This window comes from Actinoalloteichus hoggarensis, from assembly GCF_002234535.1.
GTDB classification, from domain to species: domain Bacteria; phylum Actinomycetota; class Actinomycetes; order Mycobacteriales; family Pseudonocardiaceae; genus Actinoalloteichus_A; species Actinoalloteichus_A hoggarensis.
This window is the reverse complement of record NZ_CP022521.1, coordinates 798,064-821,902: the sequence shown is the minus strand read 5'-3', so window position 1 is coordinate 821,902 and position 23,839 is coordinate 798,064. Positions and strand designations below refer to the sequence as shown.

General features: G+C 69.9%; 24 protein-coding genes and 1 CRISPR repeat array. Of the genes, 7 read left to right on the top strand and 17 right to left on the bottom strand.

The window, feature by feature from the left end:
* Positions 1-6: 6 nt before the first annotated feature.
* Positions 7-348: a hypothetical protein gene (locus AHOG_RS28240; protein ID WP_157736616.1), complete on the bottom strand. Its 342-nt coding sequence runs from the start codon at positions 346-348 to the stop codon at positions 7-9.
* Entirely contained in the window at positions 345-1,226 is an 882-nt protein-coding gene (gene mca / locus AHOG_RS03830; RefSeq protein ID WP_093944126.1) for a mycothiol conjugate amidase Mca, read from the bottom strand. Before mca ends, AHOG_RS28240 begins: the two co-directional genes overlap by 4 nt.
* A gap of 143 nt (positions 1,227-1,369) precedes the next feature.
* Here mca and AHOG_RS03825 point away from each other — a divergent pair, with 143 nt between their 5' ends.
* Together AHOG_RS03825 and greA are read left to right on the top strand one after the other, a co-directional pair.
* Positions 1,370-1,849 (top strand): DUF4307 domain-containing protein, encoded by a 480-nt coding sequence (locus AHOG_RS03825; protein ID WP_184450990.1) that lies wholly within the window; start codon positions 1,370-1,372, stop codon positions 1,847-1,849.
* Between the two features lie 178 nt (positions 1,850-2,027).
* Positions 2,028-2,516: a transcription elongation factor GreA gene (gene greA, locus AHOG_RS03820; RefSeq protein ID WP_184450988.1), complete on the top strand. Its 489-nt coding sequence runs from the start codon at positions 2,028-2,030 to the stop codon at positions 2,514-2,516.
* A 344-nt stretch (positions 2,517-2,860) separates the two neighbouring features.
* Here the strand turns inward: greA and AHOG_RS03815 are convergent, their stop codons facing one another.
* Positions 2,861-3,361: an Lrp/AsnC family transcriptional regulator gene (locus AHOG_RS03815; RefSeq protein ID WP_093940122.1), complete on the bottom strand. Its 501-nt coding sequence runs from the start codon at positions 3,359-3,361 to the stop codon at positions 2,861-2,863.
* A gap of 159 nt (positions 3,362-3,520) precedes the next feature.
* Between AHOG_RS03815 and hppD the strand changes: the two genes are divergently transcribed.
* Positions 3,521-4,720, top strand: coding sequence for a 4-hydroxyphenylpyruvate dioxygenase (hppD, locus tag AHOG_RS03810; protein ID WP_093944124.1), 1,200 nt, complete (start codon positions 3,521-3,523; stop codon positions 4,718-4,720).
* A gap of 662 nt (positions 4,721-5,382) precedes the next feature.
* Here hppD and AHOG_RS03805 read toward each other — a convergent pair.
* From AHOG_RS03805 to ilvA, 3 genes are all read right to left on the bottom strand, one after another.
* Entirely contained in the window at positions 5,383-5,952 is a 570-nt protein-coding gene (locus tag AHOG_RS03805) for a hypothetical protein (protein WP_093940121.1), read from the bottom strand.
* Between the two features lie 638 nt (positions 5,953-6,590).
* The gene (locus AHOG_RS03800; RefSeq protein WP_093940120.1) at positions 6,591-7,460 is read right to left on the bottom strand and encodes an AraC family transcriptional regulator; all 870 of its coding nucleotides are present in this window, start codon (positions 7,458-7,460) and stop codon (positions 6,591-6,593) included.
* A 642-nt stretch (positions 7,461-8,102) separates the two neighbouring features.
* Positions 8,103-9,305: a threonine ammonia-lyase gene (gene ilvA, locus AHOG_RS03790; RefSeq protein WP_093940118.1), complete on the bottom strand. Its 1,203-nt coding sequence runs from the start codon at positions 9,303-9,305 to the stop codon at positions 8,103-8,105.
* Positions 9,306-9,485: 180 nt separating this feature from the next.
* Between ilvA and AHOG_RS03785 the strand changes: the two genes are divergently transcribed.
* Together AHOG_RS03785 and AHOG_RS03780 are read left to right on the top strand one after the other, a co-directional pair.
* Complete coding sequence (locus AHOG_RS03785) at positions 9,486-9,746, top strand: hypothetical protein (protein WP_157736615.1); 261 nt, start codon at positions 9,486-9,488, stop codon at positions 9,744-9,746.
* Positions 9,747-10,065: 319 nt separating this feature from the next.
* Entirely contained in the window at positions 10,066-10,935 is an 870-nt protein-coding gene (locus AHOG_RS03780; protein WP_093940116.1) for an SMP-30/gluconolactonase/LRE family protein, read from the top strand.
* Positions 10,936-11,422: 487 nt separating this feature from the next.
* Positions 11,423-12,243: a CRISPR direct-repeat array (repeat unit 28 nt; unit sequence GAGCCATCCCCGCGCGTGCGGGGCCGAT).
* A 221-nt stretch (positions 12,244-12,464) separates the two neighbouring features.
* Here the strand turns inward: AHOG_RS03780 and AHOG_RS03775 are convergent.
* The 4 genes from AHOG_RS03775 to AHOG_RS03760 form a co-directional block, all read right to left on the bottom strand.
* Positions 12,465-12,947 (bottom strand): hypothetical protein, encoded by a 483-nt coding sequence (locus AHOG_RS03775; protein ID WP_093940115.1) that lies wholly within the window; start codon positions 12,945-12,947, stop codon positions 12,465-12,467.
* Between the two features lie 100 nt (positions 12,948-13,047).
* The gene (locus tag AHOG_RS03770) at positions 13,048-13,245 is read right to left on the bottom strand and encodes a hypothetical protein (protein ID WP_157736614.1); all 198 of its coding nucleotides are present in this window, start codon (positions 13,243-13,245) and stop codon (positions 13,048-13,050) included.
* Between the two features lie 26 nt (positions 13,246-13,271).
* Positions 13,272-13,658, bottom strand: coding sequence for a hypothetical protein (locus AHOG_RS03765; RefSeq protein WP_093940113.1), 387 nt, complete (start codon positions 13,656-13,658; stop codon positions 13,272-13,274).
* Complete coding sequence (locus AHOG_RS03760) at positions 13,655-13,861, bottom strand: hypothetical protein (protein ID WP_093940112.1); 207 nt, start codon at positions 13,859-13,861, stop codon at positions 13,655-13,657. Before AHOG_RS03760 ends, AHOG_RS03765 begins: the two co-directional genes overlap by 4 nt.
* Before the next feature lie 152 nt (positions 13,862-14,013).
* Between AHOG_RS03760 and AHOG_RS03755 the strand changes: the two genes are divergently transcribed.
* Both AHOG_RS03755 and AHOG_RS03750 read left to right on the top strand, forming a co-directional pair.
* Positions 14,014-14,877: a helix-turn-helix domain-containing protein gene (locus AHOG_RS03755; protein WP_093940111.1), complete on the top strand. Its 864-nt coding sequence runs from the start codon at positions 14,014-14,016 to the stop codon at positions 14,875-14,877.
* 2 nt (positions 14,878-14,879) lie between these two features.
* Positions 14,880-15,071, top strand: coding sequence for a DUF397 domain-containing protein (locus AHOG_RS03750; RefSeq protein WP_093940110.1), 192 nt, complete (start codon positions 14,880-14,882; stop codon positions 15,069-15,071).
* Between the two features lie 129 nt (positions 15,072-15,200).
* Here AHOG_RS03750 and AHOG_RS03745 read toward each other — a convergent pair whose 3' ends face one another.
* The 7 genes from AHOG_RS03745 to AHOG_RS03715 form a co-directional block, all read right to left on the bottom strand.
* The gene (locus AHOG_RS03745) at positions 15,201-16,355 is read right to left on the bottom strand and encodes a mandelate racemase/muconate lactonizing enzyme family protein (RefSeq protein ID WP_093940109.1); all 1,155 of its coding nucleotides are present in this window, start codon (positions 16,353-16,355) and stop codon (positions 15,201-15,203) included.
* 92 nt (positions 16,356-16,447) lie between these two features.
* Positions 16,448-17,977, bottom strand: coding sequence for an arabinosylfuranosidase ArfA (gene arfA, locus AHOG_RS03740; protein WP_093940108.1), 1,530 nt, complete (start codon positions 17,975-17,977; stop codon positions 16,448-16,450).
* Between the two features lie 153 nt (positions 17,978-18,130).
* Positions 18,131-19,246, bottom strand: a complete 1,116-nt coding sequence (locus AHOG_RS03735; RefSeq protein ID WP_245856547.1) for an arabinan endo-1,5-alpha-L-arabinosidase — start codon at positions 19,244-19,246, stop codon at positions 18,131-18,133.
* A 45-nt stretch (positions 19,247-19,291) separates the two neighbouring features.
* Positions 19,292-20,203 (bottom strand): carbohydrate ABC transporter permease, encoded by a 912-nt coding sequence (locus AHOG_RS03730; protein ID WP_093940107.1) that lies wholly within the window; start codon positions 20,201-20,203, stop codon positions 19,292-19,294.
* Entirely contained in the window at positions 20,200-21,141 is a 942-nt protein-coding gene (locus AHOG_RS03725) for a carbohydrate ABC transporter permease (protein ID WP_093940106.1), read from the bottom strand. The genes AHOG_RS03730 and AHOG_RS03725 overlap by 4 nt, the downstream gene beginning before the upstream one ends.
* Before the next feature lie 21 nt (positions 21,142-21,162).
* A complete protein-coding gene (locus tag AHOG_RS03720; RefSeq protein WP_245856546.1) occupies positions 21,163-22,482 on the bottom strand; it encodes an extracellular solute-binding protein in 1,320 nt (439 codons plus the stop codon).
* Positions 22,479-23,480 carry a hypothetical protein gene (locus tag AHOG_RS03715; protein WP_093940105.1) on the bottom strand — a complete coding sequence of 334 codons (1,002 nt, stop codon included), beginning with the start codon at positions 23,478-23,480 and terminating at the stop codon, positions 22,479-22,481. The genes AHOG_RS03720 and AHOG_RS03715 overlap by 4 nt, the downstream gene beginning before the upstream one ends.
* Positions 23,481-23,839 lie beyond the last annotated feature (359 nt).

Below are 23,839 nucleotides of genomic sequence, written 5' to 3'. Positions count from 1 at the left end.
AGGTGGTCAGTCGGAGTCGCGACCCCCGGCGGCCCGGCTCGTCACACCGTCCGCCCGGTCCGCCGACGTCGCGACCCGAGCGGACTCCGCGGAGCCGTCGGTCGACGAGCCCGGCGAGGTCGAGCCCTCGGCGCCCTCCGCCTCGCTCTCGGGCGGGTCGAAGCTGGCGGGCAGCCTGCGCAGGTGCCTGGTCATCGAACGGACCAGCAGCCCGACCGCGATGAAGAAGAGCACCAGCAGCACGAGGCCCACCGGGGACGACTTGCCGAAGTCCTCACCCTGCCCGCCCGGGTCGTCCACGCCGAAGGCCAGCGCCGACCACACGAGCGCGCCCGCGCCCGCGATCACACCGTCACCTTCTCGTACACGCCCGCGAACAGGTCGTCCTCCGGGAGGGTGGCGTCGACGAGGGACCGTACGAGCTCGTACTCCTCCGTCGGCCACACCTCGCGCTGGACGTCCAGCGGCACCGCGAACCATCTGCTGTTCGGGTCGATCTGCGTGGCGTGGGCGGTGAGGGCGGCGTCACGGGCCTCGAAGTGCTCCTCACACCGCACCCGAGTCGTGACCCGCTCCATCACGTCGGGCCGCGAGGCGTCCCAGTTCGCCAGCCACTCGCCGTACGGCGACTCGATGCCGCGCGCGATCAGCTCCTCGTGGAACGTCGTCATCTTCGCCCGCGAGAAGCCGTGCGAGTAGTAGAGCTTCTTGGGCTGCCACGGCTCGCCCGCCGTCGGGAAGCGCTCCGGGTCGCCCGCCGCGTCGAACGCGGCCATCGACACCTCGTGGCATCGGATGTGGTCCGGGTGCGGGTAGCCGCCGTTCTCGTCGTAGGTCACCATCACGTGCGGTCGGAATTCACGGACCACACGAACCAGCGCCTCGGTGGACACCTCGAGATCGACGAGGGCGAAGCAGCCCTCGGGCAGCGGCGGAAGCGGGTCGCCCTCGGGCAGACCCGAGTCGACGAAGCCGAGCCACCGGTGCTGGACACCGAGGATCTCCGCGGCCGCCGCCATCTCCTGGCGGCGCACGGCCGCGATGTTCTCCGCGATCTCCGGACGTTCCATGGCCGGGTTGAGGATGCTGCCCGCCTCACCACCGGTACAGGTGACGACCATCACTTCATGACCCTCGGTGACATATCGCACCAGGGTCGCCGCGCCCTTACTCGATTCGTCATCCGGGTGAGCATGCACCGTCATCAATCGCAGCTTCTCAGCCATGGTGCGACCGTCGTCCCTCCTGCAGGTGTAACCGCCCCCTGCGAGCAGCCTCACAGGGCGGTCCGGGGATACTCGTCAACGCGAGCAACAATGCCATTGTTCCCGCCGTCTCCGACGATCCGCACTTGAGGTATGCATAGGCCGTGAACGACACCCCGCCGTCGACGACGCCGCGCCAGCGGCCAGTGGGCCGCTACGGCGCACCCGCCCGCCGTCCGTCACGTCGCGTGTTGATCGTCTCGCTCGGCGTCGCGGTGGGCATCGGTTTGGTCGCCTCGATCGTGGCGTATCGGAACTTCGGCGCCCAGCCCATCCGGGGCGAGCACACCGCCTTCGAGATCACCTCGGACGACTCGATCGAGCTGAGCTTCCAGGTGCACCGAGACGACCCCGAGCGACCGGCCGTGTGCGTCGTGGAGAGCCGTGCCGAGAACGGCGACGAGGTGGGCAGACGCGAGGTCTACGTGCCGCCCGCCGAGGGCTCCGCGAACCACACCACGACACTGCGCACATCGCAGCGGCCGGTGATCGGCGAGGTGTTCGGCTGTTCGTATGAAGTGCCGGAATACTTGATCGACTCTGCGCTGACTCCGCCGGGAGGGGGGATGCGGCCAAGCGGGTGAACCCCAGCTCACAGCATGGCCCGACGCAGGAATTCGAGCGACGGGCCCCTTTTGGCGTGCTAACCTCGAAGCACAGCACGGTCCCCTGGTGGGCCGTGTTTTTCCGTATCCGGCCGGTGCAGCCGGATGACTGCGGACGGGCTGGCGCCTGTTCGGGACAGAACGAGGAGTGGTGACCGTGAGCGACACCCAGGTGACCTGGCTTACCCAGGATTCCTTCGACAGGCTCAAGCAGGAGCTTGACGACCTGATCGCGAGCCGCCCGGTCATCTCCGAGAAGATCAACGCCGCCCGCGAGGAAGGCGACCTCAAGGAGAACGGCGGCTACCACGCCGCCCGCGAGGAACAGGGTCAGCTCGAGGCGCGCATCCGACAGCTCCAGGAGCTGCTGCGAGTGGCGAAGGTCGGCGAGACGCCCACCGAGTCCGGCGTGGCGCAGCCCGGCATGATCCTCACGGTCCGCTACGAGGACGACGAGGACACCGAGACCTTCCTGCTCGCCACGCGCGAGGAGGGCGGCGAGGGCAACCTCGAGGTCTACTCGCCGTCGTCGCCGCTCGGCCAGGCCCTGTTGGACGCCAAGGAGGGCGAGACCAGGGAGTACGAGCTGCCCAACGGCGGCACGATGAAGGTCACCCTCGTCAAGGCGGTGCCCTACGCAGCCTGACCGCCACACCATGATCGCCTCGGGGCCGTCTCCCGTTCGGGAGGCGGCCCCTCGATCTGGCGGGACCGGTTCTCTCGGCCGCGTTCGACCGGCGTGCGGCGTCGAATCGGAGGACGCCTTCCCGGGGGCGCGAGGGCGGACCTGATCGAGCCGTCGCCCGCGCCGCTCGGCCCCCGCTGCCCACGGCCTCCGGTCGTCGCCCGTCCGACGCGGTGATATATCGGCGGCCCCGGCTCGGCTGCGTCGGGCCGACAGCGCGGCGGCGTTCGATGCCGTCGACGCGCGGGGCCGACACCCGCCCGCACCCGCGCGGAACCACGCCCACGGCGCCGAGGGGCGACCGGTCAGCCCGTCTCGGCGTCGCGGACCAGGCGTTCCAGCAGTGGACGGACCCGAGGTGCCACCGGGGTCGACAGCGCGATCGACGTCGACGTGCGCCGCACCCACTCGACGCCCACCATCTCGTCGATCACCCGTTGAAGGTCCTCGTTGGATCGGGCGACGATGCGGACGAGCAGGTCACCCTGTCCCGTGGTGGCATGAACCTCGCAGACCTCGTCGAGCTGAGTCAGCCGTTCGGCGACCTCCCCCCGCCTGCCCTGCGCGATCTCCAGGATGACGAAGGCCGTCAGGCCGTAACCCATCGCGGCGAGGTCGATGCGCGGTGGGAAGCCCGTGAGCACCCCGCGTCGTGTGAGTCGCTCCAGCCTGGCCTGCACGGTGCCCCGCGCGACCGAGAGCCGCCGGGCGCACTCCAGCACGCCCAGTCTCGGTTCGTCGGTCAACAACAGCAGCAGCCGCGCGTCCAGGGCGTCGAGCGCGTCGTCTTCTCCACCGCGACTCAAGGCGCCTCCTCTGAGCAGATTGCTCGAACGTCGACGAGCCGAACCGGGCCCCACTGGACATTCTGTATAGCAGGAGGCGCCGCTATTGCTCAGCCTGCGAACCCGCTCCCATGCTGGCTGTACCGCAGATCGGATTCGACGGCCGTGACGGAGGACCCCGTGACCGAGATCCTGGATCAGCAGAGCAGCATCGACGACGTCAGCTACGACCAGCTTCGCCAACTCGTCGGACTCGTCGACTACGACGAGAGCCGCGACCCCTTTCCCGTCAAGGCCATGGACGCCGTGGTCTTCGTCGTCGGCAACGCGACGCAGAGCGCGCTGTTCTATCAGGTGGCGTTCGGCATGGAGCTGGTCGCCTACTCCGGGCCGGAGACCGGCAACCGCGATCACAAGGCGTACGTCCTGAAGTCCGGATCGGCACGCTTCGTCCTGCGTGGCGGGGTGTCCCCGGACAGCCCGCTCCTGGACCACCACCGCGAACACGGCGACGGCGTCGTGGACCTCGCCTTGGAGGTCGCCGACGTCGACAAGTGCATCGCCCACGCCCGCAGGCAGGGCGCCACGGTGCTGGTCGAACCACAGGACGTCAGCGACGAACACGGCACGGTCCGCACCGCCGCCATCGCCACCTACGGGCAGACCCGCCACACCCTCGTCGACCGGTCCCGCTACACCGGCCCGTACCTGCCGGGCTTCGTCAGCAGGACGGGCACCCTGGTACGAGCGGCGGACGCACCGAAACGCCTGTTCCAGGCCGTGGACCACTGCGTGGGCAACGTCGAGCTGGGTCGGATGGACGAGTGGGTGGCGTTCTACAACCGGGTCCTCGGCTTCGTGAACATGGCCGAGTTCGTCGGCGACGACATCGCCACCGAGTACTCCGCGCTCATGAGCAAGGTGGTGTCCAACGGCAACCATCGCGTGAAGTTCCCGCTGAACGAACCCGCCGTGGCGCGGAAGAAGTCCCAGATCGACGAGTATCTGGAGTTCTATCAGGGCGCGGGCTGCCAGCACATCGCCCTGGCCACCGGCGACATCCTCGCCACGACCGACCGGATGCGCGCGGCGGGCGTGGAGTTCCTGGACACCCCCGACTCGTACTACGACGACCCCGAGCTGCGGGCGAGGATCGGCGAGGTCCGGGTTCCGATCGAGGAACTGAAGCGGCGACGCATCCTGGTCGACCGGGACGAGGACGGCTACCTGTTGCAGATCTTCACCAAGCCCGTGGGCGACCGGCCCACCGTGTTCTACGAGCTGATCGAACGGCACGGCTCGCTGGGCTTCGGCAAGGGCAACTTCAAGGCCCTCTTCGAGGCCATCGAACGCGAGCAGGACCGGCGGGGGAATCTGTAGAGGTTCGGGCGCCGGGCGGGCACGGGCACGGGGCGGGCGTCACGGTGATGTACCGGCCCCGGCCCGCGCCTGCCGTATACCGGTGCCGCTCGAAACGGCCCTCGGCTTTGCTACGAAGCCGCAGGCTCCGGCGTTCCGTTCGGCCAGATGCAGGGGGACGAGGCACCGAGGGAAAGGTCGCCTTGCACACTGGATGCGATCGACATCCGGAAGCCGTTGTCAGGATGCTCGACGGAGATGAATTCGTCGTCCGGCCTCGGTCACTCAATACGAGATAACCGTCCTGCCGCCAGGATTGAAATATCTCCTCGCTCACAGTCGCATTCGCGTCGACCGACAGGCCCCGAATCCAGTACTTCTTCGAGACGAAGATCCGATCTTCGGGCCGCCATCAGTCGGGTCGAGGCATGGGTAGGAACCGCCCATGTTCGCCTCCAGCGTCGGCGATGATGACAGCGCGGCAATCACTGCCTCAATCCTCGAGTCGACTCGGCCTCCGACAGCTTCCTCACTCATCGTCGGACGCATGGGTTCGATCCTCTCGGAGATCACGTAGGTGATGACTGCCAGGACGAGAACACCAAGGGACGCGATGACCACCACCCGAGCCTTGGGCGTCATCTCGACCGCTCCCCGACGATTGTCCGAACACCGAGAATGCCTTACCCGAACTTTCCCCGAAATCCACAATTCGCTGCCATATCAACTAAAAACATAGCGGCATAGGTCAAGACCTTCACCGAATACGCAGTCGGAGCACGAGTCTCCAAAACACAAGACCGCCATACTACGTCAGCGGCGATGGTCTCCCGTGCCTCGTCGCGTATCCGCTCGGCGTCCGCGAAGAACTCGTCCCACCGCGTCCCCTGGTGGCCCGGCCCTCGGGACGGACCGCTCAGGCTGCCGTCGTCGTGCACCGAGATGCCTGCCTCGCCTGCCCGGCGCACGGCGTCCAACAGCCGTTCCCGCGCCGTCTCCGTCCGGTCCGTCAGCTCCCGCAGAATGGGCGGGATGCGCGTCAGCGTCTCGGCGGCCTCGGCGAACTGGTCGTGCAGCCGTCCGAAGTGGCCTCGGGCGGCCTCGGCGGCCCCTTGCCAGCCGTCCAGCTCGGCGATCCTCCCGACCAGGTCCTCTGCCTGACGGCCCAGTCGTACGGCGTGATCGGACCAGTTCTCGGCGGCCTTCTCGAAACGGCCCGGCTCGGCACGGCGCAAGTCTGCGAACGAGACCATCCCGCTCTCTCTCCCCTGTCCTGTCCCGCCGCGGGGAACGGCGCGGCTCGGCCTCACACCGCGACGACGGCCCCGCTCGACTCCGCTGTCACTCCACGACTGTCACTCCACGACTGTCATTCCACGACGAACGAGATGCGTGCCGCCTCGTCCAGACGCAGGTACTCGTCGGCGTTCTCCTTCAGCAGCCCGCCGCCCGCGGCGGTGCGGGCGCTCAGCGTCTCGATCGCCGCCTGCAGCGTGTCTCGGCGTCGATCAGCGTCGTGCTGGCATCGAATCCCTGGTTGCCAGACTCACCAGCGCGTCGCCGGTGGCGCGTAACGCCTCCGGATCGACGTCGAAGCCCTCGGACACGTCCCGCCTCCCCCGCGATGGATGCCTCGACCGACACGCACGGTTGCAACGGCGTCACGGACAGGGCACTCGTTCGCGGGACCTGCTGCCGAAGTTCGAGCGAAATCCACCCGTCCGGCAGAGTCGCCGGGGCGTTCCGCATGGTGCCCCGGCGACTCCGCCCGCTTTGCCGACGCCGTCCCGCACCCGGCGCGCGGCGCGACACCGGCGCCAGGCCCCGCGTCACCCAGCACCCGGCACCCAGCACCCGGCACCCGGCACCCGATGCGCGAGGACCCGGCGACTCAGGCGGCGGACTCGACCGCCAGCCAGAGTTCGACATCGGCGTGGGTGCCCTCGTCGTCGTGGTAGTCCGCCCGCACGAGCTGCGGCACGGGCAGGAGCCGGTAGGGGTTGGCGGGCAGCCACTCCCCGCCGACCGACCGCCACAACGCCTCCAACGTCACCGGGAACGGTCCCGACGCGGTGAACACCGCCCAGGTGTGGGCCCCGATCGCCAGTTCGTCGTACCCGGCCGGGGCGGGCCGGTTCGTCGCGGCACCCAGGTAGTACTCGGCCGCCATGCCCTCGACGAGTCCGGTGCCGTCGACGTCGTTCCAGACGGACAGGCTGCCCTGGGGCTCCTGATCGGACAGCTCCTCCAGGGTCGCCCAGACGGAGTCGGGCAGCGCACGCACGAACCGGTCGAGCTCCGGGCTGCCGCCTTCGAAGACGACCGTGGCGCGGGTGCTGCGTCCGACGATGCGGAACGCGGGCTTGACGACGATGCGGTACTCCATGTCTGTTCTCCCGTCGATGCTGAGGTGGAAGGACAGTCGGGGCTGGGATCGCAGTACCGCGCCGGGACGGCGTGCCTGCACGGGTCCGACACCGTGGACGGCGCGGAACGCGCGGGCGAAGGCGTCGGCCGAGGTGTAGCCGTAGCGCACGGCGATGTCCTGCACCGCCTCCTCGCCTTCCCGTACGGCGCGGGCGGCCACGGTCATCCTGCGTCGGCGGATGTACTCCGACAGCGGCATCCCGGCGAGCACCGAGAAGACGCGGCGCAGCTGATACTCCGACGTCAACGCTGCTGCCGCCGCCTGCCGTACGTCGACCTCCCCGCCTTCGAGGGCTTCCTCGATGACGTCCAGCGCCCGATTCCACAGCTCCATGTCCCCGTCCTTTCCTGAACGCCTCCGAGCGTGGCCGACTCGACGGGCTCGGGTCCGTCATCCGATGCCCGGAATCGTCGGGTCGCCCGCGCGGCTCGGACACCGCCGCCAGGCGCGTCCGCTCACCAGGGTCGGGGTTCTCGACACCGTGGTCCGCCGGGGACGACGACGTCCACACCCGACGACACCACGGCGGCGGCTGCCCGCACCCGGCCGTGTGTGGTGGTGCCGGTCGACAGCGGCCCCGTTCTGCCGCATGCCGGCGCGCCTGCCGACAGGCGGCGACCGGTCGGTGTGCGGCGACGTGGTTCGAGGTTGCCGAACACCACGCGGACGATCCACCGCGCTCCGCCGCCTGCCGTGATCCGCGCCGCGCTCCGCCGCACCGCGAGACGTCATCCACACCCGCCCCGCCGTCGCCACGGCCCCACCACGGTCCGCGGATGCGGTCGGTTCGCCGGGATGGCCGCGCGGTCCGCCGCGGCCCGACGACGCACGGACGCGCGCCGGTCGCGCAGACGAGCCGAGCAGGAACCGGCCGAGCCGGGTCCGTCGTGATCCCAAGCCGGGCAGATCACGCGTGATCCCAAGCCCGGCCGATCCCGCACGCGAACCCGCGCCGACCCGCGGGCGTCCCGAATGTCAGAGCAGGATCGTGTGTCCCGCGCCGAGGCGTTGGACCACCTCGCGCCGATGGTCGGGGCCCCGCGTCTCCAGGTTCAACGCCACGTCGACCTCGCCGATGGCCAGCGCGCCGGAGATCCGGGAGTGCGACACGTCGATCACGTTGGCGCCCAAGGCGCCGACCTCGGTGAGCAGGGCGGCCAGCGAACCGGGGCGGTCGGGGATGCGCACCTTCAGGGCCAGGTAGCGGCCGCCCGCGGTCATGCCGTGCTGGATGACGTGCAGGAGCAGCAGCGGATCGATGTTGCCGCCGGAGAGGACCACGGCCACCGGCCCCTCGAAGCGGCCGGGGTGGTCGAGCATCGCCGCCACACCCGCCGCCCCGGCGGGCTCGACGAGCATCTTGGCGCGCTCCAGACACAGCAGCAGCGCCCGCGACAGCGACTCCTCGCTGACGGTGATCACGTCGTCGACGAGTTCGGCGACGTGGCGGAAGGTGACCACGCCCGGTTCGCCGACGGCGATGCCGTCCGCCATGGTCTGCATCTCGGTCAGCCGGACGGGCGCGCCCGCGGCCAGTGAGGCGGGCCAGGCGGCGGCCTTCGCCGCCTGCGCCGCGATGATCCGCACGTCCGGCCGCTGTGGTTTCACCGCCGCCGCGATGCCCGCGACCAGGCCGCCGCCGCCCGCGGCGACCACGATCGTCCGCACGTCGGGCAGCTGTTCGAGGATCTCCAGGCCCACGGTGCCCTGACCGGCGACGACGTCGTCGTGGTCGAAGGGATGGATCAGCTCGGCCCCGGTCCGTCGGGCGTGCTCCATCGCCGCGGCCAGGCTCTCCTCCAGCACCGCACCGACCAGCCTGACCTCGGCGCCGTAGGCCTTGGTGGCCGACATCTTGGGCAGCGAGGCCTGCTCCGGCATGAAGACCGTGCAGGGGATGCCGAGCAGCGAGGCCGCCAGGGCGACGCCTTGGGCGTGGTTTCCGGCGCTGGCCGCCACCACGCCCCGCGCCCGCTGCTCCGGTGAGAGGTTGTGGATGCGGTTGTAGGCACCTCGGATCTTGAACGAGCCGGTGCGTTGGAGGTTCTCGCACTTCAGGTGCACCTCGGTGTCACACCGATCCCCCAGGGCCCGCGAGGGCCGCAGGGGAGTCTCGCGAACCACCCCGGCCAGCAGGCTCCGGGCGGTCTTGATCCGATCGACGCTGACCAGCTCCATGGCCGGCCATCCTGCCAGGCGTTTCCGGCGACAGGGGGCGAGCAGGACGTGAATCACCCGACGTCGTCACCGCCTGCCATACATCACCCGATGGTGGGTAGCGATGAATAGTCACGAGTACGCTTCTGAAGAGTGATCCGCGGGCGAGCGGGTCGGACCGCGACGAGGAGAGGAACGGCGGTGTTCGGGGCGAGACAAGCCGGAGTGTCCTCCCTGGTGATGAGCGTGCTCGCCGCCACTGCGCTGACGGGTGCCGCGTTCTTCACCGTCTCCAGGGTCGACTGCGACCGGGCCCCGCGCTACGAGGAGCGGCACGGCGTCACGGAGTTGGTGGACTCCTGCCTGACGGCCGAAGACCTGCCGGCTCCGCCCCGGTTTCGCGACCGTGCGGGCTGGACCGACCGGGACGAACCGAAGGCTCCGTCCGACCTGCATCGCTGATCGCCCGCCGACGTCCGACCTTCGGGTGCCGGACTGTCGCCCGCGGCTGTCCCCCGACTGCGCCGAGTCCCCCGCCGATCGCGCGACGCGCCGGGCGGGCTCCGCGCCGCTGAGCCGACCGGCCGCCGGCGGGGCGTCGCCTCGGGTCTGTGGCGGGCATGGCGGCCGCCCGGGGTCTCCGTTGCACGGCTGTGCCGATCGCGCCGCGCCCCGCGACCTCGTCGTCTCCCTCTACAGTGCCTGTACGGGTGATCTCGACGGACACCGTCGTCGATCGCCTGCCGAATCGTGCGGCGTCGACGAGTGAGGACGAGGACAGATGAAGGCGACGACGGTCACCGGCCCCCTTGCCCATCACGGCGAGGGCCCGGTGTGGAATCCCCAGCGCGGCGTCCTGCACTGGGTGGACATGCTCGCGGGCGGGGTGCTGACCAGCGATCCGAGCTTCGAGAAGGTCGACAGGACCGAGGTGGGCGAGGTCGCCGCCGTGGTGCGGCCGGTGCGGGACGGCGGTCTGGTGGTCGCCGTCGAACGCGGCTTCGCGCTGATCCCGCCGGACTCCGATCGTCCGGAGCGGCTGCCCGAGGTGTGGTCGGACCCGTCGGTGCGGATGAACGAGGGCGGCTGCGATCCGCAGGGCCGCTTCTACGTGGGGTCGATGGCCTACGGCGCGACGCCGGATCGCGGGCGGCTGTTCCGGCTGGACCCCGACGGCTCGGTCTCGGTGGTGCTGGAGCCGGTGACGATCTCCAACGGTCTGAACTGGAGCCTCGACGGCGAGACCGTCTACTACATCGACACCCCCACCGGCCGGGTCGACGCCTTCGACTTCGACTCAGGCGCGGGCGAGTTCCTGAATCGTCGGCCGTTGATCGAGATCGACTCCGAGCACGGCTCGCCCGACGGCATGGCGATCGACGCCGACGGCAGGCTGTGGGTGGCGTTGTGGGGCGGCTCGGCGGTGCACTGCTACTCGACGAACGGGACGCTGGAGGAGGTCGTGGAGCTGCCGGTGCGGCAGGTCACCGCCTGCGCGTTCGGCGGCGACGCCCTGGACACGCTGTACATCACCACCTCCCGCGACGGCCTCAGCGATCCGGAGGCCGACGCGGGCGCGTTGTACGCCGTGACGCCGGGGGTCACGGGCGTGCCGGTGCTGCCGTTCGCGGGGCTCACCGGGCGGGAGTGACGTCAGGATCGGCGGGGTCGGCGGGGTCGGCGGGTTCGGGCGGCCGGCTCGTGGGTCGAGTCGCCGACCGTCGGCGACTCGACCCGGTCGATTCGGGTCGGCCGGGTCGGGTCGGGTCGGCCGGGTCAGGTCGGCCGGGTCGGGTGGTTCTTCGGACGTCTGCCTCCGTCGGTCCTTCCGCAGGAGCGTCGTCCCGGCGATGCGAGCGTCCTCCGATTCCCGGAGTGACACGGCCTGCCCGGGCCTGCCGTCAGGGCAGACGTCTTCGGGCAGACCGCCGGTCATGGCGCGACCGTCATCGTGCCGCGTCCTCTCCCCATCCGAGGCGGTACTCCGCCGACGTCCGCGCGACGGGTCGTGTGCCTGCGACGACGTGCTCGGCGAAGACGGGCGTGACGAGTCCGATGAGAGGCCAGCACCTACCTACGCGGCACGCCACGCCACGGCGGTAGCTGTCGTGTCGGAACAGCTCCGGCCGTTCCTCGGTAAGCCATCCCCGCGTGCGCGGGGCCGATCTCGTGCGACCCCACAACGTGTCCCGGTACACGGAGCCATCCCCGCGCGTGCGGGGCCGATCGTCCGCGCCGCCGCGAGGTTGGTGGGCCACCCGAGCCATCCCCGCGCGTGCGGGGCCGATCCGGCGCGTCATCTCGGCCAGAGAGCTCTCCGCGAGCCATCCCCGCGCGTGCGGGGCCGATGAGCACCGCGACATCGACGACGGCGGCCCGATCGAGCCATCCCCGCGCGTGCGGGGCCGATAACAGGAAAAACCCCCGGCCGGGTGGCTGCCCAGAGCCATCCCCGCGCGTGCGGGGCCGATGGTGTCCATCGCGGGGTCGTCGGCGGGGAGGCCGAGCCATCCCCGCGCGTGCGGGGCCGATCTTGGTGCGGCCCCGCTTGTCTGCCCGGAGCTCGAGCCATCCCCGCGCGTGCGGGGCCGATCTTCGGTCAGCAGTGTCATACCGAACGACCTTCGAGCCATCCCCGCGCGTGCGGGGCCGATCCGGGTGCCGGGGCCGGTCCGATCCGCAAGTACGAGCCATCCCCGCGCGTGCGGGGCCGATATGGTCGACACGGCCAGCGGCGCCCGCGAAGAGGAGCCATCCCCGCGCGTGCGGGGCCGATCCGGCAGGGCTCGGGAAACAGCCCGCCATCGTCGAGCCATCCCCGCGCGTGCGGGGCCGATCGCCACCACCCCCGCGAACACGCCGTGCCGCCCGAGCCATCCCCGCGCGTGCGGGGCCGATCGCCACCACCCCCGCGAACACGCCGTGCCGCCCGAGCCATCCCCGCGCGTGCGGGGCCGATACTTCTTGACCTGGGCGTTCTCCGGCCGCAGTGCCTCGAAAATACCAGTTGCTCAGCGTAGTCTTCGCTCTCACCGCGTGTTCGCGGGCCTCCGCGTCCGATCGGCTTCCGGCCTGCGCCGCCGTGAATTCGTTCCCAGCCGTGTACGACGACGCCGACCATGACGGATGTCGAGGCCTGCCCCGAGTCGGGACCGTGCGGCGGAAAGAGACGCGGCGAGATCAGGCGGCGGTGAGCACGTGTCTCGATAACGAGGCGAGCAGGCAGCGGGTGCAGGGGGCTCCGGCACCGGGCGCGAGTTGTTCCAGCTGATCGCCGAGGTGGAAGACGGTGCGGCACAGGCTGGTCATCGTGGTGGCGGTGAGGCCTTCGACGTCGACGATGTGGACCGGCACGGTGCCGACGCGCCGAATGTAGAGGCGTGGCCGGGCATGGGCGGGGCGCGGGCTCGGCTCGTCCCAGACGATCGCCTGGCAGTCCGCGCAGTCGACGACCTCGGCGGGCACGCCGGGCAGCATCTCCTCGGGAGCGGGCCCGATGGTGACCGGGACTCCGCACAGGGCGAGTGCGTCCTCGCCCGCGATCGGAACGGTCTCGCCGATGTCGACGAAGATCGCATGGCGCTGACACACCAGTCCGACCGTGGGAGGCGCGACCTGTTCTATCAGCCGGGGCTCGTCGGCGGTCCCTCGTTCCCGAGTCATCGCGCTCCTTCGGTGATCGCCAGGATGTAGGGCCGGACGCGGGCTGCCTGCGCGGGCAGCAGCGCCGTGATCCGCGTCGTGCGGGTGTGTCGAGGTGCGATCATGGCGCGGCCACCAGCACGAGGCGGGGCTTGCGCGACGCGGCCAGACAACCGGGGCATCGCTGCTCGTCGTAGTAACACTCGTGAATCGGCCTGCGGTTCAGCGCGGCGAAGGACGCACCGCCGCACGCAGGCCGAAGGACGACGACGTCGCCGCACCGCTGCACGGTCCCGTGGTGGGTGTCGTGCTGTCGCACCGACCGGACGAACCACTCCGGCCCCGTCACCGCCGCGCCGCCTCGGTGACGGCGTCGCGCAGCAGATCCGCCAGGGCGGGGAGTCGGACGGCGGCCACCCGCCAGCGGCCGAGCATCGTTCCGTGCTCCAGTACGGAGATCTCGACGCCCGTACCCGACGGTCCGGCACGGAGAGCGCGGGTCACGCCCTGCCACCACGCCGCCCACTCGCATCGGGTGCCCTCGGCGCAGGCCTCGATCAGCTGCCCGGCGACGGCCCTGGTGATCTCCGCCCCGACCCTGCCGCTGTGCGCGCGGCTGCCCTCCAGCGCGACCACCCGGCCGACCGCGCCGACGGCCAGCACGGCGCGATGGCTGCCGAGGAAGCCCACCCACTCCGCCGGGATCGAGCGCGGGCCGCACGCCGCCGTCACGACGACGCCCCCGCGTCGAGCGTCCCGGCGAAGGCCGTGCGGTAGCCCGACGGCGGCCGGTCGGCGGCGCAGCGGGCGAGGATCGAGGACACGGACACCGTGCGCGAGCGGCGAGTCCGGGGCCGAGGGGTCAGGTAGCCGTAGGCGGCCGGCGGGAAACCGCTGGTGAGGAGCGTCAGGCCAACGACGGTGAGGGCGGTCATGAGGCGTCACTGTGCCTGGCGGCGATGCAGCCGAGAAACCGTGAAGTGTGCATATTCTCGATCATGACAAGATAAAACCATGACTTGTGGGATATCCCAATGTCTCGATCGGGTGATCCAGTGCGGGACTGAGCTCTCCTACGCTGATCGCCATGAGCCGAGCGCGATCCCGAACTAACCGAACCGCCCGATCACGAGGGCTGGCGGCAAGTCTCCATCGCTCGCGCACCGACGCAGGGATGACGATCGACGACGTTGCCGCCCGCACTCCCGATCTGTCCCGCTCGACCATCGGACGAATGGAGACTGGCGAACGCGTACCCACTCCAGAAGAAACAGCCGTATTGCTCGCCGCGATGGGAGTCGGTGGTAACGCCGCGTCGTACGTGATGGACCTCGCTCGGCGGGCGAGCGAGAGTCACTGGTGGGAAGGGGACAGACCAGGGCTGTCACCGCTCATGCAGTCGTGGATCGATTGGGAGGATCAGGCCAGCGGCATCGTCGAATGGACATTGGACGTCGTGCCGGGGCTGCTGCAAACGGCGGAGTACGCGCGGCAACTCGCAGGAGCATGGGCAAGCCGCCCAGCAGAGATCGAGGCGCGGGTTGCGACCCGTATGGCACGTCAGACGCTGTTGTCCCGAGACACGGTGAGTTATGACGTCGTCATCGACGAAGCAGTTCTTCACCGGCCGATCGGCGGCGCCACGCTCCTCGTCGATCAACTGCGGCATCTGATTCGCACGGCAGAGCGACCGAACATCAGCTTGCAGGTGTTGCCCACGGCGGCGACCGTTCGAGCGCACCGCGGCTTGATCGGGTCGTTCATCGCGTTGCAGTTCAGCGAGAAGGATGACCCGCTCGTACAGATCGAGCACATCTCATCAGCCGTCATCGTCGATGATCCAGCCGAGGTGGAGGCCCACCTGGCAGCGCACTCTACGCTGACCGAAATGGCGATGAGCCCGGCCGAGTCCGCCGACCTCATCCGGCACGTTGTGAAGGAGATGGAGTAGTCATGGCTGACTTACAGCCCGCCCTGTCTGCCTGGCGCACCGCGAGACGGTCCGGCGGCGAGAACTGTGTCGAGGTCGGGCTCGGTACGGGCCTAGTCGGCATCCGAGACACGAAGAACCGCGACGGCGGGACGCTCGTCGTCGACCAGCACACCTTCGCCGCCTTCGTTGCATCCGTGAAGTGCGCGTACTGATCGCACCCTCGGTCGTCAGACAGGCAGCCGGCACCCCGAGACCGATGCGGCCGTGGCGACGGGGCGCACCAGAAACGCACTCCATCGCCACGACCGCTCACCGACGATCCGGCTGAAACCGCCCGTGAGTTACGACGACACCGTGTCCCGCCGCTGCCATCCTTCCTTGAACAGGTTGAAGTTCACCTTCTGTCTCGGGTGCTCCGCGACGGCGTCCAGGTCCAGTTCGATGCCCAGGCCGGGGCCGGTGGGCAGGGCGAAGTAGCCGTCGACGACCTCGGGGTTGCCCGGCGCGACGTCCTTGACGAAGGAGTCGGCGAAGTCGTTGAAGTGCTCCTGGATCTTGAAGTTCGTCGTGCAGGCGGCCAGATGCAGGTTGGCCGCCGTGAGCACCGCGCCGCCCACGTTGTGCGGGGCGACCATCATGTGATGCGTCTCGGCCGTGGCGGCGAGCTTCTTGGTCTCCAGGATCCCGCCGAAGTGCGAGATGTCCGCCTGGATGATGTCGGCCGCCTGCAACGCGAAGAGCTGTCGGAACTCGTGCCGGGTGTGCAGCCGCTCCCCCGTGGCCACCGGGGCCTCGGCCGTCGCGGAGAACTTCGCCAGCGCCTCGATGTCGTCCGGCGGGGTCGGCTCCTCCAGCCACGCCGGGTCGTACGGCCGCAGCTGCCGGGCGATCCGGGACGCCGTGGCCGCGGTGAAGCGGCCGTGCATCTCCACCAGCAGCTCCACCTCGGGGCCGACGGCGTCGCGCACGGCCTCGACCAGTGCGATGGAACGCACGGTCTCGGCATGGTCCAGCTCCATCCGGCCGGGGCCGAACGGGTCGAACTTCAAGGCCTGGTAGCCGTACTCGACGACCTTGCGGGCGGCGGCGTGGAACTCCTCGGGCGTGCGCTCCACGGTGTACCAGCCGTTGGCGTAGGCCTTGATCTTGTCGCGCACCGCGCCGCCCAGCAGCCGGTACACCGGCTGGTTCAGCGCCTTGCCGATGATGTCCCAGCAGGCCATCTCGATGACGGCGATGCCGGACATGACGATCTCGCCCGCCCGGCCGTAGTCGTTGTGGTACATCCGAGACACCAGCGATTCGATGTCGAACGGATCGCTGCCCAACACGTGGTTCTCGACGGCCTCGGCAAGGTAGCCGATCAGCGCGTCGGTGTGGTTGAGCATCCGCACCTCACCGACGCCGCGCAGCCCCTCGTCGGTCTCCACGATGACGTAGGTCAGGTTCCGCCACGGCGTGCCGAGCACGGCGGTGCTGACGTTGGAGATCTTCACTGACACCCTTCTCCTTCTCGCGCGACGGCGGCCCGACCCTTCGGGCCCCGGCGCGTCGACGACTCTGGTGACATGCCCATGACGGCCCCTGCTCAGCCGCCCAGCCGGAGGACGTTCCAGGACAACGGCGGCAGCACGGCCGTCAGCCGCCCCTCGGCGACCGCGGAGCCCTCGCGCGTGGTGGGACGCACCCGGTCGGGCTCGGCGAGGGTGTTGCTGGCGTGCCGGTCGGCGTCGGCGAGCACCCGGTGCTCCAGCACGCGGACGTCGCCGAGGTTGCGGACGTCGACGGCCAGCTCCAGCTCGTCGGTGGTGGACCGGTTCACGGCGAAGACCGTGGTCGTGCCGTCCTCGCCCTGCACGGCGGTGGCGTGCAGGAGGTCGACCTCGCCGTACTTCGCCGTCTCGTGGGTGGAGCTGGTCGGCTCGACGCGCAGCACCCGACCCCGACCGTGCTTCGCGGCGTCGGCGAAGGGGTAGAAGCTGCTCTGCCGCCACGCCGGGCCGCCCGGCTCGGTCATGATCGGGGCGATGACGTTGACCAGCTGGGCGAGGCAGGCCGCGGTGACCCGGTCGCAGTGCCGCAGCAGGGCGATCAGCAGGCTGCCGACCACGACGGCGTCGGTGACGGTGTAGTTGTCCTCGATCAGTCGGGGCGCGACCGACCACGGCTCGGGCTTCTCGTCGGGCTGGCGCGACTGGTACCAGACGTTCCACTCGTCGAAGGAGATCATCAGCTTCTTCGAGCTCTGGAGCTTCGCCGCGACGTGGTCGCTGCCCGCGACCACGCTCTCGATGAAGTGCTCCATGTTGACGGCCGAGGCCAGGAAGCTGTCGACGTCGCCGTCGAACTCCTGGTAGTAGGCGTGGCAGGAGATGTAGTCGACGTACTCCCAGGTGTGGCCGAGGACCGTCTCCTCCCAGTGGCCGAAGGTCGGCATGCCGGAGTGCGAGCTGCCGCAGGCCACCAGCCGCAGGTCCGGGTCGACGAGCCGCATCGCCTTGGCGGTCTCGGCGGCGAGCCTGCCGTACTCCTCGGCGGTCTTGTGGCCGATCTGCCAGGGGCCGTCCATCTCGTTGCCCAGACACCACAGCCGGATGTCGAACGGCTTGTCGTCGCCGTGCGTACGGCGCAGCTCGGACAGCTCGGTGCCGCCGGGGTGGTTGCTGTACTCGACGAGCTGCCGGGCCTCCTCCACGCCTCGGGTGCCGAGGTTGACGGCCATCATGGGATCGACGCCGGTCTTACGGGTGAAGTTCATGAACTCCGACAGGCCGAACTGGTTGGTCTCCACCGCGCGCCATGCCTGTTCCAGCCTGCGCGGCCTCTCCTCGGCCGGGCCGACCCCGTCCTCCCAGCGGTACCCGGAGACGAAGTTGCCGCCGGGATACCGGACGAGGGTGACGCCGAGTTCCCTGATGAGTTCGAGAACGTCGGTGCGCAGCCCGTCCTCGTCCGCCGTCGGGTGCCCCGGCTCGTAGATGCCGGTGTACACGCAGCGGCCCATGTGCTCGACGAAGGAGCCGAACAGATGGGGGTGCACCTCGCCGACGGCGAAGTCGGGGTGCAGCGTGAAGGAGGCGGTGGCAGTCGCCGAACCGGACTCGGTGGGGTTGCGCATGGCTGCCTTTCCGTTTCGTGGGTGACGTGGTGCCGGTGGTGCTCGTGGTGCTCGGTGCTCGGTGCTCGGTGTTCGTGGCGCCGGTGATGCGGGATCGGGGCGGACGCGGAACGGGTGCGGGCCGCACCGAGGCTGCCCGCACCCGCGCCGAGATCAGTAGACGTACGGCCAACCCTGGTCATCCCAGCCGAGGAGGTTGACTCCCAGCCGTTCGATGCCCGAGTTGTTCGCGTCGTAGTAGTGGTAGACGAGCAGGTCGCCGTCGGAGTCGCGGAGCACGCTCTGCCCGCCCGGGCCGATGATGTTCTGGTGGCTGCCGAGGATCTGGGTGCCGCCGCCGCTGGTCATGGGCGTGCCGTTGCGGTCGTAGTACGGGCCGGTGGGGTTGTCCGCGCGGCCGACCATGATCCGATAGGTGCTGTCGGTGCCCGCGCAGCACCGATCGAAGGACACGAACAGGTAGTAGTCGCCGCCGCGTTCGAGGATGTAGGGCGCCTCGATCGCACCGCCCGCCGACGGCCGGGACGCCAGGTTGTGCACCGTGCGGTCGGTCGGATGCCGCAGCCCGGTGGCCGGGTCGAGTCGGATCATCTTGATCCCGGTCCAGTGCGAGCCGAGCGACAACCACCAGTTTCCGTTCGCGACCAGCAGCGACGGGTCGATGGCGTTGTGGTCGGAGCCGGAGTTCGTCGAGTAGACGACCCCTCGGTCCCGCCAGCTGCCGGGCTCCCCGCTGGTGCTGGTGGCCAGGCCGATGGCCGAGTTGTTGCTGCCGAACGTCGACGCCGCGTAGTACAGCCAGTAGGTGCCGTCGTGATACGAGATGTCCGGCGCCCAGACGTCCCCGCCCGGGCTCCGGTCGTACACCCACTGCGGGATGGAGGCCAGCGCGGCGGCGTTGCGCCGGAAGTCGACGCGGTCCGGTGAGGTCCGCAGCTGGATTCCGTCGTGGGTGGCGAAGAGGCGGTAGCCCTCCGGGGTACGGATCATGGACGGGTCGTGAGCGCGGAGATCGCCGGTGACCAGTCCGGGCAGCGGGTAGCCCTGCTGCGGGCCGGGGTCCGGGGTGTCCCGCAGCGCGTCGATCTCGGCGTCGAGATCACGCTGATCGCCGCGCGCGGCGGTCGAGACGTCGCCGGACGGTCGGCCGTGATCCGCGGCGGCGGCGGGCAGCGCCGGGACGACGAGCATCGCCAGGCAGGCCAGCACGGTGGCGGGGCGGACGGCGCGGCGTGATCGGCGATGGTGTCGTCTCTCCATTGCTGTCATGTCTTCACTCCTTCGGGAATCCATCTCCAGCGGGTCGGTTCTGGCCTACTGGCCGGAAAGACCGGTGTGCGCGACACCGCGCACGACCTGGCGTTGAAAGAGAACGAAGATGATCAACAACGGCAGTGCGGCGATCACGGAGGCGGCCATGATCTCGGCGTAGCGGAGTCCGAAGCCGCCCTCGACGGCGATCAGGCCGACAGGCAGCGTCATCGCGTTCGGGTCCGTGGTGACGATGAACGGCCACAGGAAGTTGTTCCAGGTGCTGATGAACGTGAAGATCGAGACGGCGGCCAGCACCGGACGGGACAGCGGCAGGATGATCTGCCAGTAGATTCGCCATCGGCTGGCGCCGTCCATGTGCGCGGCCTCCTCCAACTCGTGCGGGAGGCCCTGGAAGAACTTGACCATGATGAACACCATCGCGGGCGCCACCACCTGCGGCAGGATCACGCCCCAGTAGGTGTCGACGAGGCCGAGGGCGACCATCTCGGCGAACAGCGGGACGATCAGCACCTGCGGCGGGACCATGATGCCCATCACCGTCAGTGCCAGCAGCAGCCTCCGGCCGGGGAAGGTCGTCCTGGCGAAGCCGTAGGCCGCCATGCTGGAGACCAGCACCACCAGGACGGTGGTGACCGTCGCGGTGAAGATGCTGTTGAACATCCAGAGACCGACGTCGCTGCCCCCGATCACGGCACGGTAGGCGGCCAGCGTCCATTCGGTGGGCAGCCAGCGCAACGGGATCGCGGTGGTCTCGCCCTCCGGCTTGAGAGAGGTGAACAGGGCCCAGGCCAACGGCATCAGCCACAGGACGGCGAGGGCGGCCGTCACCAGGAATAACGCGATCATGCCCGGACGGAACGGGCGTCTGCGGCGCGGCGGCGCGGCGCCGGGGGTCCGATCGAGTCCCGAGTCGTCGGCGGGACGGTCCACGGGGGCTGCGTCGACGGTCATCGGTCGGACTCCTTGCGGTTGCCGAACAGCCGGAGCTGCACGAGGGCGATCACCAGCACCAGCGCGAAGAAGAGGTAGGAGATCGCCGAGGCGTAGCCGACACGGAAGTTCGTGAAGCCGATCTCGTAGACGTACTGGATGACGGGGATGGTCGAGGTGCCCGGCCCGCCGCTGGTCATCAGGTAGATCTGGTCGAACACCTTCAGCGAGGCGAGCAGCTGGAGCACCACGACGAGGCCGGTGGTCCGCCCCAGCAGCGGCAGCGTGATGCTCCACAGCCGCCGCCAGTCGCCCGCGCCGTCGATGGCCGCCGCCTCGTAGAAGTGCTGCGGGATCGACTGGAGGGCCGCGAGGTAGAGCAGGAAGTTGAAGCCGACCGTCCACCAGGTCGTGGTCAGGACGATGGAGAACATCGCCATGGACGGATCGCTCAGCCAGCCGATCCCCGGGTTGAGCCCGATCGCGGCCAGCATCCCGTCGGCCATGCCGAAGTCGGGTTGGAAGATCCAGACGAAGATCAGGGCCACGACGCTGGAGGGCAGCAGGAACGGGGCGAAGAACGACAGTCGCCAGAACCAGCGGGCCGGGGTGAGCTGATGGACGAGCAGGGCGAGCACCAGACCCACCAGCACCAGGATCGGCGTGCTCAGCAGGGTGAACCACAGGGTGTTGCCCAGTGAGGTCCACACGTCGGGATCGCGCAGGGCGTCGATGAAGTTGTCGAGTCCGACGAACTCGCCCGAGGTGGACAGCCCCGCGCTCGTCGTCGCGGTCCCCAGGCCTGCGAGCAGCGGCCACACGAGGAAGGCGACGAAGAACACGAGGAAGGGGAGCACGAACAGCAGTCCCGTCCAGTCGTGACGACGTCGCGGGGCCCCGTCGGGGCGGGACGCGGGCGTGTCACGACGGCTCGGGCGCGCGACGCTGCGCACTGCCATGGCCGTACCTCCGATAGGTGATCAGCGAGTCGGGTCAGGGGTGTCGAGCAGTCGCTGCAGCGCGCGCTTGGCGCCGTCGAGCCCCTCGCGGGGGGTCGCGCGACCGGTGAGGACGGAGGAGAAGGCGGAGCCGAACTCGATCCACAGCAGCGAGGCCGAGCCGCCGAACCAGACGGGCGGGTCGAGCTGGACGTCTTGAGCGACCGAGCTGTAGAGCGCCTGCGGGCGCATCGACAGGAACTCCTGGCTGGTGGCGACGGGCTGATAGGCGGGGATGTGCCCGCTGGCGCCCCAGGCCGCGCTCTCGCGCAGCATGTAGGCGATGAACTCGTAGATCTGCCGCTGGTGCTCCCGGTCGGAACGGTCGCTCTGATGCGGCAGCACGAAGACGTGCGAGTCGGCCTGCGCGACGTCGGTGTCGAACACCTTGGGGAAGCGGGCCATGCTGAACGGCACCCCGGTGGTCCGGAAGGTCGTCAGCTCCCACTCCCCGTTCATGTGGAAGCCGGCCTGACCGTTGCCGAAGATGGCCACCGAGCCGTTGATGTCCATCTCGCGGGCGGCGCCGCCGCTCTCGGTGATCTGCCGCATGAAGTCCAGGGCTTCGAGAGCCTTGTCGTCGTCGACCGCCGAGGCCTGGAGATCCGGGGTGAGCAGTTCCCCGTCCAGTTGGCGGTACAGCGTGTACCAGAGCCGCCACGGGGTGATGCAGTTCGCGCCGACGGTCTCGACGGCGAGGCCGTGGCTGCCGGTGACCTCGCGCGCGGCGGTGAAGGCCTCGATGACCGCCGCCGGTCCCTCGGGCGGACGCAGCTCGTCGTTCGCGTCGAGCAGCCCGATCTCCCGACAGACGTCGAGGTTGTAGTAGAGGACGAACGGGTGGGTGTCGAAGGGGATCGCGAACATGCGCCCGTCGTGCTGGGAGCGACGCCACAACTCGGGCGGGAAGTCCTCCTCGCGGATGCCGACCTCGGCGAGGAGTTCGTCGTCGAAGGGGTCGAGAAGTCCGGCGGGGGCGTAGCCGCCGAGTCGGGCGAGGTGCAGGGCGCTGACGTCGGGGGCACGCTGTCCGGCGCCCGCCATCGCGAGCTTCGTGTAGTACGGCTCGCCCCACTCCAGCGTCACGTCCTCCAGGGACACGTCCGGGTGGGCCGCGCGGTAGCCGTCCAGCATCTCCTGCATGATCACGCCGTCGCCGCCCGCGTACAGGTTCCAGTACCGCATGGTGGCCTCGGGGCCGCCGAAGAAGGTGCGGGCGCTGCATCCCGACAGCGCGCCGAGGGCGCCGAGTCCGAGAACGCCGGTGAGCAGGCCGCGCCTGCTCACCGCCGGCCCGGTCATCTCTGGACCGCCGGGTTCGCGAGGGCGGGCTCGAAACGGCTCAGGGGTCCCATGAGCCTGCTGCCCAGCGGTGACATCGCGTCGAGCAGCCCGCGCCGCTCCAGCAGCGCCAGGCCCAGTTCGGCGCGGCGGACCCGTTCTCGGGCGGACTGCTCGACGACGGCACGCAGGTGGCCGCCGGACGGGTAGACGTCGGGGGCCAGGCGCAGGCCGAACTTCAGGTAGACGGGCGCGACGAGGCGGACCAGTTCGGGGCCGTCGTAGTGCCGGACGAAGCCGCCGAGGTTGTCGGGCGACTCCAGGTAGAAGTCGATGGCGCTGCGGCCCGCCGCGCGCAGATCGGCGAGCTGGGCGAGGGTGAGGTCTCCCGGCACGTTGATCGAGTCGGCGCCGAGGTTCTCGAACAGGGCGAAGGACGCCGGGTTGGCGGGTCCGATCAGCGCGGACACCTTGAGGGTCAGCTCGGCGGGCAGCTCACCCGCGGTGCGCATCCGGTGGAGTGCCCACAGCACCCCCTCGTCGCCGACGAGCAGGCAGCGCACGCCGAGTTCGACGGCGCGCAGCGCGTCTTCGATGGACTGCTGGAGCTGTTCGGCGCCGCGTGCCCTGGGGCCGAGGTTCCCGGCCGGGGTGAAGCGACCGCCGCCCGCGTCCCAGCTCGCCCTCGGTCCGAGGAAGAGGCACAGCTCGATGTTCGCGGCGTCGCAGGCCTGGACCATCTCGGTGATCTCGGCGTCGGTCTGCATCATCACGCCGCTGCCCTGGCTGACCCGGTGGATCGGCACGGAGCGCGCGGCGGCCTCGTCGAGCACGGCGGTCAGCGCCGCGGGTCCTTCGACGGACGGAATCTCCACCCGGAAGGCGCCGCCGTCGGGAAAGCTCGCCGGTGAGGAGGGCAGTCCGTTGTCCGCCACGGGATAGCCGAGTCGGGTCAGCGACGCCGACGCGGGCGACGGCTGCGGGGTCGAACGGGGTTCGTCGGGAGTCACCACAGGCATCCATTCGATATTTCGGACCATATCTGTCCAGCCGAACACGAAGTTACGGTCGAGACGGCGAGGTCGTCAACCCCTACCGCGCCTGGTCAGTCGCCTCTCGGACGATCGACCGTCGCTCCGGACTTCGGCCTCATGGGGCCGATCCGGACACCGAGTCGGGCCGATTCGTCGAATAGCCGTCGCACGTTCGATATCTCGAACTTCACTTCCGCCGTGTCCTGTGATCTCCTTCGAAGGCATGCCCGGAGGCCCTCGGCGACCGGGGCGGCCGTCGGGTCGACCACGATCACCTCCCGGGCGCGGTTCGCGCCCGCGGGCCGGGCACGTCCGGACCACGCCGTCTCACGTCGAAGAAGGAA

Coding starts and splice junctions, on each gene's coding strand:
- mca (WP_093944126.1), bottom strand. CDS start 1,226: ATGGCTGAGAAGCTGCGATTGATGACGGTGCATGCTCACCCGGATGAC.
- AHOG_RS03805 (WP_093940121.1), bottom strand. CDS start 5,952: ATGGTCTCGTTCGCAGACTTGCGCCGTGCCGAGCCGGGCCGTTTCGAG.
- AHOG_RS03800 (WP_093940120.1), bottom strand. CDS start 7,460: ATGGAGCTGTGGAATCGGGCGCTGGACGTCATCGAGGAAGCCCTCGAA.
- ilvA (WP_093940118.1), bottom strand. CDS start 9,305: ATGGAGCTGGTCAGCGTCGATCGGATCAAGACCGCCCGGAGCCTGCTG.
- AHOG_RS03780 (WP_093940116.1), top strand. CDS start 10,066: ATGAAGGCGACGACGGTCACCGGCCCCCTTGCCCATCACGGCGAGGGC.
- AHOG_RS03775 (WP_093940115.1), bottom strand. CDS start 12,947: ATGACTCGGGAACGAGGGACCGCCGACGAGCCCCGGCTGATAGAACAG.
- AHOG_RS03760 (WP_093940112.1), bottom strand. CDS start 13,861: ATGACCGCCCTCACCGTCGTTGGCCTGACGCTCCTCACCAGCGGTTTC.
- AHOG_RS03755 (WP_093940111.1), top strand. CDS start 14,014: ATGAGCCGAGCGCGATCCCGAACTAACCGAACCGCCCGATCACGAGGG.
- AHOG_RS03750 (WP_093940110.1), top strand. CDS start 14,880: ATGGCTGACTTACAGCCCGCCCTGTCTGCCTGGCGCACCGCGAGACGG.
- arfA (WP_093940108.1), bottom strand. CDS start 17,977: ATGCGCAACCCCACCGAGTCCGGTTCGGCGACTGCCACCGCCTCCTTC.
- AHOG_RS03735 (WP_245856547.1), bottom strand. CDS start 19,246: ATGACAGCAATGGAGAGACGACACCATCGCCGATCACGCCGCGCCGTC.
- AHOG_RS03730 (WP_093940107.1), bottom strand. CDS start 20,203: ATGACCGTCGACGCAGCCCCCGTGGACCGTCCCGCCGACGACTCGGGA.
- AHOG_RS03725 (WP_093940106.1), bottom strand. CDS start 21,141: ATGGCAGTGCGCAGCGTCGCGCGCCCGAGCCGTCGTGACACGCCCGCG.
- AHOG_RS03720 (WP_245856546.1), bottom strand. CDS start 22,482: ATGACCGGGCCGGCGGTGAGCAGGCGCGGCCTGCTCACCGGCGTTCTC.
- AHOG_RS03715 (WP_093940105.1), bottom strand. CDS start 23,480: ATGCCTGTGGTGACTCCCGACGAACCCCGTTCGACCCCGCAGCCGTCG.